14 protein-coding genes are annotated in these 12,649 nt (G+C 71.0%); 8 read left to right on the plus strand and 6 right to left on the minus strand.

Going from position 1 to position 12,649, the window contains the following annotated elements; all coding sequences use genetic code 11:
* The first annotated feature begins 143 nt into the window (after window positions 1–143).
* Genes BLR99_RS21800 through sctN form a run of 7 tightly spaced genes read left to right on the plus strand, consistent with a single transcriptional unit; the run spans window position 144 to window position 4,927 of the window.
* Entirely contained in the window at window positions 144–323 is a 180-nt protein-coding gene (locus BLR99_RS21800; RefSeq protein WP_017438939.1) for a hypothetical protein, read from the plus strand.
* Window positions 320–841: an HrpB1 family type III secretion system apparatus protein gene (locus BLR99_RS21805; RefSeq protein ID WP_048857557.1), complete on the plus strand. Its 522-nt coding sequence runs from the start codon at window positions 320–322 to the stop codon at window positions 839–841. The genes BLR99_RS21800 and BLR99_RS21805 overlap by 4 nt, the downstream gene beginning before the upstream one ends.
* A gap of 46 nt (window positions 842–887) precedes the next feature.
* Window positions 888–1,268: a type III secretion protein gene (locus BLR99_RS21810; RefSeq protein WP_017438937.1), complete on the plus strand. Its 381-nt coding sequence runs from the start codon at window positions 888–890 to the stop codon at window positions 1,266–1,268.
* Between the two features lie 12 nt (window positions 1,269–1,280).
* Window positions 1,281–2,135 (plus strand): type III secretion system inner membrane ring lipoprotein SctJ, encoded by an 855-nt coding sequence (gene sctJ, locus BLR99_RS21815; protein WP_046060340.1) that lies wholly within the window; start codon window positions 1,281–1,283, stop codon window positions 2,133–2,135.
* Window positions 2,132–2,767 carry a type III secretion protein HrpB4 gene (locus tag BLR99_RS21820; RefSeq protein WP_048857556.1) on the plus strand — a complete coding sequence of 212 codons (636 nt, stop codon included), beginning with the start codon at window positions 2,132–2,134 and terminating at the stop codon, window positions 2,765–2,767. The genes sctJ and BLR99_RS21820 overlap by 4 nt, the downstream gene beginning before the upstream one ends.
* Window positions 2,761–3,606 (plus strand): type III secretion system stator protein SctL, encoded by an 846-nt coding sequence (gene sctL, locus BLR99_RS21825; RefSeq protein WP_074687510.1) that lies wholly within the window; start codon window positions 2,761–2,763, stop codon window positions 3,604–3,606. Before BLR99_RS21820 ends, sctL begins: the two co-directional genes overlap by 7 nt.
* Entirely contained in the window at window positions 3,599–4,927 is a 1,329-nt protein-coding gene (sctN, locus tag BLR99_RS21830) for a type III secretion system ATPase SctN (RefSeq protein WP_017439577.1), read from the plus strand. The genes sctL and sctN overlap by 8 nt, the downstream gene beginning before the upstream one ends.
* A gap of 99 nt (window positions 4,928–5,026) precedes the next feature.
* Here the strand turns inward: sctN and BLR99_RS21835 are convergent, their stop codons facing one another.
* From BLR99_RS21835 to BLR99_RS21850, 4 genes are read right to left on the minus strand one after another with little or no spacing between them, the layout of a single operon-like run.
* A complete protein-coding gene (locus BLR99_RS21835) occupies window positions 5,027–5,557 on the minus strand; it encodes a hypothetical protein (RefSeq protein ID WP_046060337.1) in 531 nt (176 codons plus the stop codon).
* Window positions 5,558–5,577: 20 nt separating this feature from the next.
* The gene (locus BLR99_RS21840; RefSeq protein ID WP_074687511.1) at window positions 5,578–7,287 is read right to left on the minus strand and encodes a hypothetical protein; all 1,710 of its coding nucleotides are present in this window, start codon (window positions 7,285–7,287) and stop codon (window positions 5,578–5,580) included.
* Between the two features lie 4 nt (window positions 7,288–7,291).
* Complete coding sequence (locus BLR99_RS21845; protein WP_046060335.1) at window positions 7,292–7,783, minus strand: hypothetical protein; 492 nt, start codon at window positions 7,781–7,783, stop codon at window positions 7,292–7,294.
* On the minus strand, window positions 7,780–8,268 hold the full coding sequence (locus tag BLR99_RS21850; protein ID WP_046060334.1) for a hypothetical protein: 489 nt from the start codon (window positions 8,266–8,268) through the stop codon (window positions 7,780–7,782). Before BLR99_RS21850 ends, BLR99_RS21845 begins: the two co-directional genes overlap by 4 nt.
* Before the next feature lie 297 nt (window positions 8,269–8,565).
* On the opposite strand from BLR99_RS21850, the gene BLR99_RS21855 reads away from it, so the two are divergent.
* Window positions 8,566–9,945 (plus strand): leucine-rich repeat domain-containing protein, encoded by a 1,380-nt coding sequence (locus BLR99_RS21855; RefSeq protein ID WP_046060333.1) that lies wholly within the window; start codon window positions 8,566–8,568, stop codon window positions 9,943–9,945.
* Window positions 9,946–9,987: 42 nt separating this feature from the next.
* On the opposite strand, the gene BLR99_RS21860 is transcribed toward BLR99_RS21855, so the two are convergent.
* Window positions 9,988–11,769: a pectate lyase gene (locus BLR99_RS21860; RefSeq protein WP_046060332.1), complete on the minus strand. Its 1,782-nt coding sequence runs from the start codon at window positions 11,767–11,769 to the stop codon at window positions 9,988–9,990.
* Between the two features lie 543 nt (window positions 11,770–12,312).
* Window positions 12,313–12,649, minus strand: a 337-nt coding sequence (locus tag BLR99_RS21865) for an integrase core domain-containing protein (protein ID WP_139160154.1), incomplete at its 5' end; no start/stop codon positions are given.

Consider the following 12,649-nt stretch of genomic DNA (forward strand, 5'->3'; position numbering starts at 1 on the left):
GCCCTGCTCAACTTCCAGAAGGAAATGGCGGAAATGAACGCCAAGACCATCGGCGCCATGGGGAAGGGTCTGTCCGGCCTGGCTCCCAACTGATGCTCGCGAGATCCCGCGCAGCCCGAGCCCTCGATCCAGGAACAACGCATATGCCGTATGCCGTCTTCCTGGCCGTGGCCACGCTCTCCTGCGCGGCCTATGCAGTTCTGGTGCTTTCCGGCACCGAAGCGGCCGCGCAGCAAGCGCTGCGCGAGCCGCCGGCCTCCGCCGGGCCGTCATTCGACGCGTCGAACGCGTCCCCAAATTCCTCCAGGGAGACCGCTCCATGACCCCCCAACTCTCTCGCCGAGAAGTGGTCGCAGGCCTCATCAATCTGGCGACGAAAGCCGTCGAGCTCGAACTCACCGATGACGCCGCCGAAATTCTCCAGGGTGCGCGCATCCTGCGCCCGCGCATGGTCGAGCTGGACCTGCTGGAAGGCTGGATCTGCATCCAGCGCGGCCAGGTGGATGAATGCATCCGCCTCATGCGCAACGTGGAGGCAAGCCCCACCCACTGGGGAATGGCCAAGGCGCTGATGGCACGCTGCCAGCGCTTCCTGAAAGACCCCGCCTGGCGGGCCAACGCCGACGAGGTGCTCGCAGGCTGCAAGGATCCCACCGCCCTGTACCTGGTCCAGCAGCTGGTTGACCAGCAATCCATCGAAGCCGGTACGGATGCCGCAGGCCAGGGCGACAGGCCCCCCGCGCCCGGAGATGCGCCCGATCCGCAGTCCGCCGCCCTCCCGCGCAAGTTCGCGCCCGTGGACCCGCTCACCAACCCCTTCGTATTCCAGCTGCGCGCCTGAACACCGCTCGCAGTGTTCGTTCCCCCTCTCCTCACAGGACCACGCCATGAACGCCCTCCAGCTGCCCGTATCCCCCGCGCCGGCCATCGAATCCGGCGCCGCCCAGCCCAGCAACCTGAGCGCGCTGGCGGAGAAGTTCGCGCGCCTGATGGAAGGCAAGCCCCAATCGCCCCTTTCCGAGATGGCGCCGGACTCCACCCTGGGCAATGCGCTGATGCACCAGGACGAATCCATGCGCAAGGCACTGCAGGACATGCATGCCCTGGCCCATGCGCAGAAGGACAACGCGATGAACGACATCGACATGACGTCCCGCCAGATCGAGCTGATGTACCGGGTGTCCGGCATGCAGTTCCAGTTCCACGCCATGGTCTATCTGGCCCAGAGCGGCAAGAGCGGCCTGCAGACGCTGATGCGCAACCAGTGAGCGGAGTCCGACATGACGCATGAAACGCTTTCACCCGCAGCCGCCTCGCCGCTGCGCAGATGGCTCGTTCCCCTGGTCCTGCTGCTGGCGCTGGTCGGCTGCAAGGACGACCTCTACACCAAGCAGACCGAGGCCGACGCCAACGACATGGTGGCGGCGCTGCTCGAAAGCGGCATCGACGCGGGCAAGGCGACCTCCGATGCCGGCAAGACCTGGAACGTGCAGGTGGAAAAGAGCGACGTGGTGCGATCGCTCGCCGTGCTGCGTTCGTACGGGCTGCCGCGCGAGCGCCATGCCACCCTGGGCGAAATGTTCAAGAAGGAAGGCCTGATCTCCACGCCGACGGAAGAGCGGGTGCGCTTCATCTATGGCGTCGCCCAGCAACTGGAGGCCACGCTGTCGCAGATCGACGGCGTGGTCACGGCACGGGTGCAGATCGTCCTGCCCAACAACGACCCGCTCGCCTCGACCGTGAAGCCCGCGAGCGCCTCCGTCTTCATCAAATACCGCGAAAGCGCGAATATCGCCGGCCTGACGGCCGGCATCAAGAACATGGTGGCGCGCAGCGTCGAAGGCCTGACGTACGAGAACGTCACGGTCACCCTGGTGCCGGGAATGCCCATCGGCCCCGCGCCGGAGAAGGAAGCCTCGCGCGCCGGCCTCTGGGCCGCGCTGGCCGCCGCCGTCCTGCTGGTGCTGGGCGGCGCGGCGGGCTGGATCGCCTGGAAGCGGCCGGCCTGGCTGCCCGCCGGCCTGCGCCGCAAGCCGGAAGCCGCCGCCGGCGAACTCGCCGCGGACACATCCGCCGCATCCACGACGGCCCCTCTGCCGCCAGGCCCTGCCATGGCCAAGGGTCTCGCGGGATGAGCCGCGCCCGCGACCTCGCCCGGCTGGCCTGCGAACTGCAGGCCCGCATCGATGCGCTGCCCGACCATGTCGATCCCAGCTGGCTGCAGCCCGCGGACTCCGGGGACGCCGCCACGGCACGCAGCGATGCGCTGCCGCCGCAGGTACGGGGCGCTCTTTCCAAGGACTGGTTCGCCCGCCACTGCCGCCCGCTGCCGCCGCTGGACCGGCTGGAGGACAGCGGCGCGCGCCTCGCCCTGATGGACCGGACATCGCTGCTGGCGCGCCTGTGCGCCCTGGCGCTGCTGGGACGTCCGGGCGTGCTGCGCTGTTGCGTGCAACGCAGCGCGCGCACGGCGCTGCAGCAGACCCTGGGCCCGGCCTTCGCCTCCTTGCGCGCGCGCGACGGAGGCGCTGCCGTGTCCCCTGAAGTGGCCGCCTGGCCGCCCCTTGCCTGGTCCTGGGTGGGCTACCGGGAGCTGGTGCGCGCTGGCGCATGGCCGGACCGCGCACTGCAGCGCATGGTGCGGCTGGCCCTGCCGGCATCGCGCTCCGATGCACCCAGCCCCCGTCTGGTGCCGCGGGCGTCGGAGACGGCCCGGGAGCGCCTGCGGGCGCTGGAATCCCTGTTCTCGGAAGGCTGCCCATGCTGATCTGGTCTTCACCCCGGGGCGCCGGCCTGCACGCGCCGGCAGGCATTCTCCGGCGGGACGAATTCGACACGGCCACCACTGCCGTGGCCATGCTGGAAGGCATGCGCGACGAAGGCGATCGCCTTCTCGCCCAGGCACGGCAGGAGGCTGCCGGCCTGCTGGAAGCCGCGGCCGCGCAGGCGCAGGCACTGCGCGACGCAGCCGCGGCGGATGCCGAGGCGCTGCTCGCGCAGGCGCGCGCCGACGCCCGGCGCCTCGCGGAACAGGCCACCGCCGAGGCCTCCGAAGAAGCCGCGCGCCGCTGGCACGCGGAGTTCGCCGCGCTGCATGCGTCGCATGGCGCCGCCATGGCAGGCATGGAAAAGCGCCTGGCGGCCGTCGTCGCGATGGCCGTGGAGCGCATGGTGCTGGCGGAGCCGCGGCAGGCCCTGCTGCAGCGGGCGATCCTGACCCTGCGCGATACCCTGGGCGATGCGCGCACCGCGCGCCTGCGGGTCCATCCGGACGATGCGGACGCTGCGCGCGCCGCGCTCTCGGCCATCGGCGACGACCCCGACGCCCCGCGCGTGCAGGTGGAAGCCGACGCCGGACTGGCGCCCGGCAGCAGCATTTTCGATGCCGACATCGGCCGCCTGGACACCAGCCTGCAGGTGCAGCTGGACGGCCTGCGCGGCGCGCTGGAACGCGCGGTCCGCGTGGCCGCCGAGGAACCGGTCACCGTGGCCTATGCGAGCCGGGTGGGCGAGGACGACGGCCACCAAGGCGACAACGACAACGACAACGACAACGACGAATACCAGGACGAAGGGCGCCCGGCCCGGGAGAGCGACGATGCATGACGTGAACGGAACAGCGCGGATCGCCCACTGGATGGAGCGCGAAATCGCCTCCGCCCCGCTGGTGCGCCGCAGCGGCAAGGTGGCCGAAGTGATCGGCACGCTCATGCGTGTGAACGGCCTGGACGCCAAGCTGGGCGAGCTGTGCCACGTCCTGGACGAGCGCGGCGAACTGCTGCAGGCGGCCGAGGTGGTGGGCTTCGCCAACGGGCAGAGCATTCTCTCGCCCTTCGGCTCCATCCTCGGCGTGCGCGGCGGATCGGCCGTGGTGGGCCTGGGAGAGGTGCTTTCGGTGCCCGTCGGCCCCCGGCTGCTGGGCCGCGTGATCGACAGCCTGGGCCAGCCCATCGACGGCAAGGGGCCGCTGGACTGCAGCGAGACGCGCCCCGTGTTCGCGCTGCCGCCCACCCCCATGGAGCGCGAGATGATCGAGCACCCCCTGCCCACGGGAGTGAAGGCCATCGACGGCCTCATCACCCTGGGCGAGGGACAGCGCATGGGCATCTTCGCGCCGGCCGGCGTGGGCAAGAGTACGCTGATGGGCATGCTCGCGCGCGGCACGCAGTGCGACGTCAGCGTGATCGCGCTGATCGGCGAGCGGGGCCGCGAAGTGCGCGAATTCGTCGAGTTCATCCTCGGCGAGGAAGGCATGGCGCGCTCGGTGGTGGTCTGCGCCACCTCGGACCGCTCCTCCAGCGAGCGGGCCAAGGCCGCCCACGTGGCCACGGCCGTGGCGGAGTATTACCGCGACCAGGGCCTGAAGGTGCTGCTGATGATGGATTCGCTCACCCGCTTCGCGCGGGCGCAGCGCGAAATCGGGCTGGCCGCGGGCGAGCCGCCGGCGCGCCGGGGCTTTCCGCCTTCGGTGTTCGCCGAGATCCCGCGCCTGCTCGAGCGCGCCGGCATGGGCGCGCGCGGCTCCATCACCGCGCTCTACACCGTGCTCTACGAGGACGAGAGCGGCAACGACCCCATCTCGGAGGAAGTGCGAGGCATCCTCGACGGGCACATGATCCTCTCGCGCAAGATCGCGGCGCGCAACCAGTACCCGGCCATCGACGTGCTGGGCAGCCTGTCGCGGGTGATGTCGCAGATCGTTCCCCGGGAACACCAGCAGGCCGGCGGGCGCTTCCGCCAGCTCATGGCCAAGTACGAGGAGATCGAGCCGCTGGTGCAGATGGGCGAGTACCGGCCCGGCAACGATCCGCTGGCGGACGAGGCCATGGAAAAGCACGCCGCGATCCGCGACTTCCTGAACCAGTCCACCTCGGACCTCTGGGATTTCGGGCGCTCCGTCGATACGCTCGCCGACATCTCGGGTTGATGCCTCCCCGCCCGGATCCGGCCACGGGGAGGCCCCGTCCCTTCCGGGCCGAGGCGCCAACCCGAGCCCGGACAAGCCATGCCGCAGGAACTGCGCCAGTCACCGCGAAGCCAGCAATCCCGACGAAGCACCCGCTGGAGAAAAGGAGGACGGCAGGAGCATCCCGCCCGGGAGGGACTCCCCCACGGGCTGACGGCCTTCGCCGGCGACATCGGGCCGCATCAGGAACTCGACCACTTCGTCGGTGTGTTCGATGAGGAGCGCCCGCAGCGCGGGCTCTTCGAAGGCCAGGCGCAGGGCCTTCCAGTTGGCGCGCAGCGGCGCGGTCCGCAAGGCGCGGCCACGGCCCCCGAGGAACTCCACCACCTGGCGCATGCGGCCCTGGGGCATGGCATCCAGCTCGCAGAACTGGAAGCGCTCGAGCAACTGCCGCGCGGGCGAGACCGGTGCAACGTCGTCACCGCCAGGGAGGGGGCCGTCCGCTGCGGTAGCAGGCGTGGCGGCGGGCACCGACACCAGCGCCCGCCGCAGCGGCAACCGCGCCCCGGCGGCCGGCACCGCGGTGGCGCGGAGCCGGCCGCCCCATCCACTGCGGGCGCGAACCGTGCAGGCGTCCGTCGGGTCGGGCATGGGGCGGCCTGGTGCGAGGGTCAGACGTTCTGCGCGCCCTCGCGGGCGGGACGGCGATGGTCTTCCGCGGCGCGCACGGCACTGTCGGCCTGCCAGGTGGCACCGATGGTCCTGTAGTTCACCCCGACCCACAAGCCCAGCGCGCTGTTGGTCAGCAGGGCGCTGGCCGAGGGCGGCATATCCTTGGTCAGGAAGCCGACCAGGTCTGCGACCGAGTTGGAACTGTCGATGATCGCGATCCGGGCCGGGACATGGTCCTTCATGCGTCCGAAATCATTGCCCTTGATGTGCGGGGCCAACTGCTGCTTCGCGCCTGCCTGCCGTGCTTCCTGCTCGGTCACGGAGAACCAGTCCGAGGCCTCCAGCACGGTGTTGATGGCGGCCTTCACGCCGACCATCTTGGCCGTGGCACCGACCGCGTCCTGCAGGGACACACCCTCGACCGGCACGCCGCGCAGCACGTCGCGCACGTTCGCCGTCGTGACGCCCGGCGGCAGGCCCAGGGGCGGCAGCGCGCTCCAGGCATAGCCGCCCGCCAGGTTGGCGGCGCCGTAGAACAGCGACGCACCGGCGATGTGGCTGCCGCTCACCCCATGGCTTTCCTTGTCCAGCTTGATCATGCCGAACTTGGACTGGATGCCGTCCCGCAGCACCGAGTAGGCGATCACCTTGGCCTCGCTCGCGATGCTGGATGCCGCGAAGGAGTTGTCGCCGTGCGCCGCGCCGTACGCCGCGAAACCCACGTTCACCATCAGCGACGCCATCTGCAGCGAAGCGACTCGGTCGGAGTGGTGCTGCTGCTCCTTGCGCAGCAGGGCCTGTTCCTCCGGCGTCTTGCTCGCCCACTGCTCGGGGCTCAGCGCATGGAAGCCGCGCGCCGCCTCATCGGGATTGCGCCTCTCGCGCGCCTGGCGCAGCGCCTGCAGCGACATGTTGACGATGCCCATGCCGATCTCGATGCCCAGCAGCGCCCCGGCCGGCGCCTGGCGCAGTCCCGCGATCAGGGCCTCCGCCGCCACCTCGCGCACCGCGGTGGTCACCCCCACGGAGATGCCCTGGTGCGTCAGGTGGCCGACGACCACCTTCGGAATGCGCCAGGCCTGGCTGCCCAGATTCCATGCCGCGGAGACGCCGCTGCGGGCCACGGACACCGGTGCCATCGCCGTGCGCCCCAACGCCGCGCCACCGCTCTGCACGGCGCTGCCGACGGCGGATGCCCTGTGGCGCAGTGCCGCGGCCGCCATCTGCCGCCAGCTCTGCCGCGCAGGCACGTCCGCGCGGCCATCGCCACTTCCGGAGCGGGAGGTTTGCGTTTCGCTCAGGGCGGTGCGGAAGGATTCATGGGCGCCGCCCGGGGCATCCGCTTCACGGATCGCCGGCGAGCCGGAGGGAGACAATTCGACGTAGGGCAACTCGTCCGGAAGGGCGTCGGAGTAGTGCGACACCTCCGTCCGGAACGAAGGATGGTCCGACAGCAGCACGGAGAGGTCCCGCAGGGGCACCATCTCCCGCTGGGGCGACAGCTCCAGCGAGACTCGCGGAGCCGACAGCGCGTCCGGGCGGGCGTGTCCCCCGGCATGGCGCACCGGCAGCCCCCCGTCGGCGCCGAGGCGCCGGCTTCCGCGGGACGCCGGGAGAAGGGTGGCGGAGGCACCGGCCTGCGAAGTGGAGGCCTGATCGGCGGAAACAGGGGTGCTGTATGACCTGTTGACCGAAGAAAGTAAAGTCATGTCGTCACTCCTGGGGTTCGCTGGCGCCGCGCAACGGCTGGTAAGGAGAAGGGGATGCCCCGGAGGAACCGGGAACCTGGAAGCCCTGGGCGATGGCGCCCATCTGGCGCACGCCATTGGCAAGCGCCGGCGCATCGGCCGCGGGCCAGCGGCCGACGAGCACGGGGCCGGCGAGGCCCCGGGCGAACGTGACACCGGCCTTGACGAAGAGGTGCATGTTGGCGACCAGCGCGGCCTGTGCGCGGCCGGGGTCGGCCAGGTAGGACGGCCCCAGGTCCACCGATAGCAGCAGCGTCTCTTCGCCGGCATCGGCCGTCACCGCGACGGTGTGCCGCTCCAGTTCGAGACGGCCTGTGCGCGCGGCCTCCTGTGCCTGTCCGGCGCTGGCGCCCAGCACCAGCGCGGCATCGCACACCAGGGCCTGCAGGGCCGGCGAAGCTTCGAATTCCTGCGCGGGCACGGGCGAATGGTTCGACAGGTCGAGCGGGGCGTTCATGCGGCCTCCTTGCCAGGCTGGCCGGCCTGGGCCAGCGCCTGTGCACCGGTGGCGACGGCTTCGCACAGCGACAGCATGCCGTCGAAATGCGCCGCGAGCGCGCGGGCGTCGGTCAGGCCGGGATCGATCGGCATCAGCAACACCGCGTCGCCGCTCTCCTCCAGGCTGAAGGCCCACGGGGCGAGCAGGATGGCCTGTCCGTTCGCCACCAGCAGCGCCTCGTTCCACCGGGCGCTCGATACGCTTTCGGGGCGGGGCACCAGGGCGCAAGCGAGCCAGCGGCCGTCATCGCGCTCCTGCAGCGACGCGATGGCCAGCAGGATGTCGTTCACCATCACCATGCCCTCATCGGCGAAGGAGCGCGCGGAGTGGTCGTCCGCCCCCATGTGCCGCAATGCGACCCCCAGGCAGGCGCGGCGCGCGGGAGATAAAGGGATCCGCTGCGGCACGTGCGCCTGCGCGGATTCGGTTGTTTTGCTTGTCATACTCCTCCGATTTCTAGAAAGGTCCGCATGTCCCGGACCATAGGTTCAGCGCGTGTTCCGCGCCGCCGCAGCCCAATCCGTCTCTCGCGGATCGACTGCATGGCCCCATCCTAGGAAGCGGTCGCCATGCCCGCGCATGTCGCGCGAAGCTGCATGCGGCATCGCGAAGCCGCCCTCTTCCCCCGCACGGCAGTTTCCGCCATCGCCCCATCGGCGATCTCTTCGTGTCCCCGGGGGCCCCCACGCCACGGGCCCGCCTACCCTGGCCGCCTACGAACCGCCCTTGCACGACACACCATGGACGCCCTTTTCCAAGCCCCTGCCGGCCCCGGTCCCGAAGAACACACCATCCGCGACGCCCAGGGCCTGCTCGCGCTGTGCAGGCAGGACATGCGGGGCCTGCGCAGGCTCACGCTGCGCGGCGATTTCCGCGACGATGACCTGCGCATGCTGCCCGCCACCCTCGAGGCGCTGGAGCTGTCCGACTGCAGCGCGCTGACGGCGCGCGGCCTCTCGTGGCTGCTCGCCCTGCCGCTGGCCACGCTGACCCTGCGGCGCATGCCCCTGGAGCCCGAAGCCGCGCATGCCCTGGCGCGCCATGCCCGCCTGGCGGCCCTGGAGCTGGACCACGTGCCGCTGGATACGGCCTGCGCCCAGGCACTGGCAGGCGCGGGCGCGCTCGCCACGCTGCGGCTGGACCATTGCGGCCTCGCGCCGGAGGGCCTCGCGGCGGTGTCGGCCCTTCCACGGCTTTCGCGCCTGCAGGCCCGCGGCAACGGACTGGGCCCCGAAGCCGCGCCCGCGCTGCTGCGCCTGCGCAGCCTGGCGGAACTGGACCTGGACGGCAACCGCATGGGCGCCGACGGCGCCGCCGTGATCGCGCGCATGCCGGGTCTGCGGACCCTTTCGCTGGGCCACAACGCGCTGGGCGACGACGGCGCACGGGCACTGGCGGCGCTGCCCTGCCTGCATACGCTTTCGGCCCAGGCCAACCAGATCGGTGCCGCCGGAGCCGCGGCCCTGGCGCGCAATGCCGCGCTGCGCTGCCTGGACCTGGACCGCAACCGCCTGGGCGATGCCGGCGTCCGCGCCCTGGCCGCGGCCACACCATGGATCCAGCTCGGCCTCGCCCGCAACGGCATCGGCGCCGAAGGGGCCGCCGCCCTGGCCGGCCTGCCCGCGCTCGCCACGCTGGCGATCGCCCACAACCCGCTGGGCGATGCCGGCGCCATCGCCCTGTCGGGGTCCGCATCGCTGCGCATCCTCGATGCGGGAGACTGCCGCATCGGCGACGCCGGGGCCTTGGCGCTTTCGCGCTGTCCGCGACTGGCCTCGCTGGTGCTCACCAACACCTCGGCGGAAGGCGTGCGCATCGGCGAGCGCGGCGCGCTCGCGCTCGCCGCCAGCCCGTCGCTGGAAGAGATCGATCTGGAAGGCCATGCCGTGGGATCGGCCGGCGCCCGCGCATTCGCCGCCAACCCGCGGCTGCGCCGGCTCGGCCTGGCACGCAACCAGGTCGGCAACGCAGGCGCCCACGCGCTCGCCGGCAGTGCCAGCCTGGCCAGCCTGGACCTGTGGGACAACCGCGTCACGGACAAGGCCCTCCACAGCCCCTGCGCCCCCTGGCTGCGGCGCCGCGGCACGGCGCTGCGCTGGGTGAGCCGCGCGGCCGGCTGACCCTCCGGGGGCGCCCGGCGCCCCGGCCCCCGGCAGCCGCCGTCAGTCGGTGTGGCTCTTGGTTCCGCGGTGCTGTGCGCCTTCCACCTGCGCGGCCCGGGGCGCGATCACGTCATGGGGCGTGTTCACCACCGTGTTGCCGGCCAGGTGGATCTTGGCCTGCGCGGCATCGGTACGCACCACGGCTTCCTTGCCGTTCCTGAACGACGAACGGGTCACCGAGATATCGATGGGAAAGTCCTTTCCGCCATTGGTCCGCACGGCCTTGCCGAAAGTGTTCGCCGTGAAGTTGTCCAGCTTGAGGGAACCGCCGGCATTGAGCTGGAAGATCTTGTCGCTGGCATTGAAGGCGGAACTGTTGGTGACCTCCACATGCCCCGGCCCCTTCATCGTGAAGGCATCCTCCCCGACATCGGCCCACTTGATCCGGTCGAGCTTCGCGTCCCCCATCGCATGGATGCCGTCCGCCCCGGACAGCTCCAGGTTGGCGATGGAAGACCCCGGCTCCATGCGGATCAGCGGCTTCTGGCCCTCCGCCTGGCCGCCGTCGCCCAAGGCCGGCCCGGCCTTGATCCGTGCGCCTTTGAAATCCACCTGCACGCCGGCCGGGATCACGCGGGTGGTGTTGTAGATGCCCACGCCGTCCGCCCCCACCGCATCGGGCTTGAGCGCCTCCCCCAGCTGTTTGGCCTGCGCGCTGCTCAGGGGCCTGGAGGGATCCGTGGAACGGACCACGGGAGTGCCGCCCTGCCAGGAAGACGCCGCCACGCCGTGCGCGCCGTCCACGCCCTTGCCGGCTGCACCACCGCCTGCACCTGCACCGGTACCTGCTCCGGCATGACCGGGACCGGCACCGCCGCCGCATGCGGGCGCGCCTGCGCCCGGACCGCCACCCGGGCCGCCGCCCTGGCCTGCCGGGCCGCCGCCATCGGGCTTGCCGCCGGACAGCATCGTGATCAGTTGCGTCAGCAGCGCCAGGATCTGCTGGAGCGAATTCCTGCCGCCCTGGCCTTGCAGCAGCTTGTCCACACCGCTGGTATCGCCCTGCATGAAGGCGCCCAGCAGTTGCTTGACGAGCTCCGCCATGGCCTCGGCGCCACCGCTGCCGGCGGCATGGTTGCCGCCCGCCGCGCCACCACCCGCGGCCTGCAGGCCCAGGCCCAGCAGCTGCACGAACTGCTCCAGCACCTTCAGGAGGACATCGGAGCCGGAGCCGCCGCGCTGGCCCAGCAGCTTGGCGAGCGCCTGGGGATTGCCGAGCAGCATCGCCAGGATCAACTGGCGTACGAGGTCGCTCAGATCGCCGTCGTCATCGCCACTGCCGCTGCCCACGCGGCGGGAGCCGCTGGCCGCGCCGTTGCCCGAGAGCGCATCGAGGTTCTCGAGGAAATCCTTCGCGAAGGACTGGAAGCTCCCGTTGTCCGCGCCGTCGTCCAGCCGGTCGAGGGTGCGGGCATCGGTGCCCAGCGCCTGGGCCAGCTTGTTCGCGAATGCATGCGCCCGCACGGCCGCCAGCGACTTCTCCAGGGCCTGGCCCAGGTTCTTGAGCAGTTCGGCGAACCGCTGCAGCGCACCCTCCGGGCCCGAGCCTCCCTGGTTGCCGCCGGCGCCGCCAGGACCGGAAGCGGAGTCGGCACCGCCGGGCGCCTTGCCGCCTTCCTTGTTGCCGAGCTTGTCCTGCAGCGCCTTGAGCACCTGCTCGATGATCAGCATCATGATCTGCTGCAGCGGATTGTCCCCGCCGCTGCTGCCGGATGCCGCGGACGAATCGCTGGAAAAGCCCAGCGAGGAGGTTTGCATCTGCGTCTGGAGAGAAATGGCCATGGATGAACTCCTGTGAAGTGAATCAAAAAGCAGCGGCCGCCTTGCGGCGGGCACCGTTGCCGCAGTCCTGGGAAGCAACCGCTTCCCGGACCACCGCCGAGCGATGGCCGGCGTGCACGGCCGGCCACCCGAAGGCGGCCGGCGGCAGGCATGCCGGGCAACACGTCCCGACCTCCCGCTCCTGGCTGCGCACTTTCCGCCGCGGGCACGCAGCGCGCCGCCCCCCCGAACCAGGAAGGAGCGACGGCGCGCTGCGTGCACGGAAGCAGAAACCCTCACGGCAGGCATCAGGAGATCGCACTGGCACGTTAAGAGCCGCCCTCCGCAGTCCGGGAGCGCCACGCGAAGGCGGCGCAGCGGATGCGAACCGTCTGCGGCAATGTGCACGGCCGCGGCGAATGCCCGCAGCGAGCGGCAGTGAACGGAGCGGGCGAAAAAGGGAACACGCGGCCCGTGCCATCCATGCGGGACAGGCCCACGGCGGCGAGCGCCGGGCGCCCCACGGGGCGTGCCGGCGCACGAGCGGAAAAGAGCAGGAGCGGGCTAGCTGTTGAGTCTCACGAGGTTGTTCACACCCGGAATGCGTGTGATGGGAGGCTGATGGCCGAGCGCGGAGTGTGGCCGGCACCAGTTGTAGCCGTCAATGAAGGGCTGCAGGGCAGCCGTGCGTTGGGCTGAGCTTTCGTAGGGTCTGGCATAGGCCCACTCCCGCAGGCTGGTCTGTACGAATCGCTCGGCCTTGCCGTTGGTCTTGGGCGTATAGGGCCGCGTGCGGATGTGGCGGATGCCCAATTCCTCGCAGGCCGCGCGGAAGGCGTTTTTGTAGCCAGAGCCGTTGTCGGTCATGACGCGCTCGATGCGTACGCCGATGTTGGCGTAG

This window comes from Paracidovorax citrulli (assembly GCF_900100305.1).
Lineage (GTDB): Bacteria > Pseudomonadota > Gammaproteobacteria > Burkholderiales > Burkholderiaceae_C > Paracidovorax > Paracidovorax citrulli.

What these genes read in the sequence shown, in the direction of transcription:
- BLR99_RS21800 (WP_017438939.1), top strand. Translation starts at nt 144, where the DNA reads ATGCCGTATGCCGTCTTCCTGGCCGTGGCCACGCTCTCCTGCGCGGCC.
- BLR99_RS21805 (WP_048857557.1), top strand. Translation starts at nt 320, where the DNA reads ATGACCCCCCAACTCTCTCGCCGAGAAGTGGTCGCAGGCCTCATCAAT.
- BLR99_RS21810 (WP_017438937.1), top strand. Translation starts at nt 888, where the DNA reads ATGAACGCCCTCCAGCTGCCCGTATCCCCCGCGCCGGCCATCGAATCC.
- sctJ (WP_046060340.1), top strand. Translation starts at nt 1,281, where the DNA reads ATGACGCATGAAACGCTTTCACCCGCAGCCGCCTCGCCGCTGCGCAGA.
- BLR99_RS21820 (WP_048857556.1), top strand. Translation starts at nt 2,132, where the DNA reads ATGAGCCGCGCCCGCGACCTCGCCCGGCTGGCCTGCGAACTGCAGGCC.
- sctL (WP_074687510.1), top strand. Translation starts at nt 2,761, where the DNA reads ATGCTGATCTGGTCTTCACCCCGGGGCGCCGGCCTGCACGCGCCGGCA.
- sctN (WP_017439577.1), top strand. Translation starts at nt 3,599, where the DNA reads ATGCATGACGTGAACGGAACAGCGCGGATCGCCCACTGGATGGAGCGC.
- BLR99_RS21835 (WP_046060337.1), bottom strand. Translation starts at nt 5,557, where the DNA reads ATGCCCGACCCGACGGACGCCTGCACGGTTCGCGCCCGCAGTGGATGG.
- BLR99_RS21840 (WP_074687511.1), bottom strand. Translation starts at nt 7,287, where the DNA reads ATGACTTTACTTTCTTCGGTCAACAGGTCATACAGCACCCCTGTTTCC.
- BLR99_RS21845 (WP_046060335.1), bottom strand. Translation starts at nt 7,783, where the DNA reads ATGAACGCCCCGCTCGACCTGTCGAACCATTCGCCCGTGCCCGCGCAG.
- BLR99_RS21850 (WP_046060334.1), bottom strand. Translation starts at nt 8,268, where the DNA reads ATGACAAGCAAAACAACCGAATCCGCGCAGGCGCACGTGCCGCAGCGG.
- BLR99_RS21855 (WP_046060333.1), top strand. Translation starts at nt 8,566, where the DNA reads ATGGACGCCCTTTTCCAAGCCCCTGCCGGCCCCGGTCCCGAAGAACAC.
- BLR99_RS21860 (WP_046060332.1), bottom strand. Translation starts at nt 11,769, where the DNA reads ATGGCCATTTCTCTCCAGACGCAGATGCAAACCTCCTCGCTGGGCTTT.